Below are 2,179 nucleotides of genomic sequence, written 5' to 3'. Positions count from 1 at the left end.
GCTCTGGGTGCATTCCGGCCAAGGCATCAAGTCGTTCGCCGACCTCAAGGGCAAGCGGATCGCAACGACCACCGGCACCACCGCGCACGTCTTTCTCGACCGGGCGCTGCGGGCCAATGCGGTCGATCCCAAGGAGGTCGAGATCGTCAACCAGACGATGCCGGCGGCGGTGACGTCGTTTGTGTCGGGCGCGGTGCCCGCGGTCGCCCTCTGGGTGCCGTTCAACGTGACCGTGCGCGACCACGTGCCGGACGCCATCAAGCTTGCCGACGCGTCGGCCTATTACCCGAAGGCCGCGATCATCGACGGCTGGGCTGCCGCCAACGATTACTATGACGCGAACAAGGAGACGCTGGTCAAGCTGATCAAGGGCTGGAGCGAGGCCAATGACTATTTGTTCGCGCAGAGCGACGCGGCGCTGGAGTCGCTCGAGAAGGCTCACTACAGTCAAGTACCGCTGAGCGACATCAAGGAGCAGTTCAAAGCCGAGAAGATGTTCACCTCGCATGACTGGAAGAAGCTCTATTCCGACGGCACCGTCACCAACTGGCTGCAGCAATCGACGGATTTCTTCATGGCGAACGCCGGAGTCAAGGACTTCACGCCGGCGAATAAATATTTCGACCCAAGCCTCTATCTCGATACGGTCGCGTAGCGCGATCCGTTTTGCGGATTGCGCGCCACGCAAGCGTCGAACCGGCCGGATCAACACGGTCCGGCCGGTCGCAGGAATCAGGTTCAGGCGGCTTCCGTCATCAGGCGCTGGCCAGCCGCAGCCGGCATGATCTGCACCTGCACATCGCGCGGTCGCGCCAGATAGGGCGCCGACGTCACCACGACGTCGACGCCGGCCGCTGCATAAGCAGCCGCATTGCCGGCGTGAATGCCGCCGGCGGCGGCGACGATCGGCCTCGCCCGCATCGAGCCGATCAGGGACATGCGCGCCATCAGCGCGGCCATTTCCGCCGGTGCAAACTTCTCCACCTGGATCACATCGAAGCCGGCGACCGTCGCGGCGACAGCCGCCTCGATCGTCTTCACCTCGATGACCAGCCGCTTCTCCGGCGCGGCTCGCCGCAGTCGCTCGACCGTCTCCGCAAGCATAGCCTCGCCGAGCAGCGCGCGGTGCTCCGGAAAGACCAGGATCGTCTCCGACAGCCCGAGCCGATGCATCACCGCGCCGCCGGCTTTCACGGCGGCCGCCGCAAAACGCTTGGTGCCCGGGACGTTCTTGCGCGTGCAGGCGACGGCGATGTGAGGGGCGACAGCCTTCGCCGCGTCGACGATGGCACGCGCCTCGGTCGCAACCCCGGACCAGCTCTCGATCAGGGTCTGAGCCACCTTCCAACTGCGCAGCAGTCCGGCCGCCACCCCCGACGCCTGCAGGATTGGCGCGCCCGCAGCAAGCATGCTGCCGGAAGCCGCGAACAATTCCACCCGGCAACCCGTGAGTTCGATGATCGCAGCTGCATCCTCGGCGAGCGCGAGTACCATCGGATCGCGCGCCGAAAACCGCATCACGCCGGACACGGCGCCAATGCCGAGCGCCTCCGTCGTCAGATCGCCATAGGGAACATCATCCTCCAGCAGGCGCTCCAATTCGCTCCGCGATGCGACCGTCGGCATGTGACCTCCGTCTGTTCGTCGTTCCTCCGCCGCATGTCCGGTTGAGGACACCCGATGTCGGAATCCTTACAAAAATTCACGCCATTCCGTCGTTGTTCACGGAAAAGCAACCTTTTGACATCGCTTTAAGCAAGGCCCGCACCAGTTCGGTCTGGCCATCGCGGTCGGCATGCCGATTGCTGAGATAAGGCCGGCGGCGGCAATCGGGCCGCGCCGCTTTTTGTTCGCCGGCAGGAGTTGCTCATGAAGTTTGTTCGATCCATTCAGATCGCCGCGGCGATCCTGTTATTGACGGCGAATATCGCCCATTCGGCGCAGACCAATGTCGCCGTCGCGGCCAACTTTACCGACCCCGCCAAGGAAATCGCCGCCGCGTTCAAGCAGAAGACCGGCCATGACGCGGTCCTGAGCTTCGGCGCCAGCGGACAGTTCTATACCCAGATCACCCAGGGCGCGCCGTTCGAGATATTCCTGTCGGCCGACGACAGCCGGCCGAAGAAACTGGTCGACGACGGCCTCGCAGTTGCCGACAGCCGCTTCACCTATGCGATCG

The 2,179-nt window shown here is 64.2% G+C and carries 3 protein-coding genes; 2 read left to right on the top strand and 1 reads right to left on the bottom strand.

Features of this window, described 5'->3' with window-relative positions; genetic code table 11:
- On the top strand, window positions 1–655 hold a 655-nt coding region (locus WCB02_RS26375), incomplete at its 5' end, for an ABC transporter substrate-binding protein (RefSeq protein ID WP_423962698.1).
- A gap of 83 nt (window positions 656–738) precedes the next feature.
- On the opposite strand, the gene modD is transcribed toward WCB02_RS26375, so the two are convergent.
- The gene (modD, locus tag WCB02_RS26370) at window positions 739–1,626 is read right to left on the bottom strand and encodes a ModD protein (protein WP_423962697.1); all 888 of its coding nucleotides are present in this window, start codon (window positions 1,624–1,626) and stop codon (window positions 739–741) included.
- Between the two features lie 243 nt (window positions 1,627–1,869).
- Between modD and modA the strand changes: the two genes are divergently transcribed.
- Window positions 1,870–2,179 (top strand): molybdate ABC transporter substrate-binding protein (modA, locus tag WCB02_RS26365; protein WP_423962696.1); only part of this gene is annotated, 310 nt, incomplete at its 3' end.

The sequence above is a fragment of the Bradyrhizobium sp. genome, assembly GCF_049581145.1.
Classification (GTDB): domain Bacteria; phylum Pseudomonadota; class Alphaproteobacteria; order Rhizobiales; family Xanthobacteraceae; genus Bradyrhizobium.
Note: the sequence above shows the minus strand (reverse complement) of the source record. Positions and strands in the feature narration are given on the sequence as shown.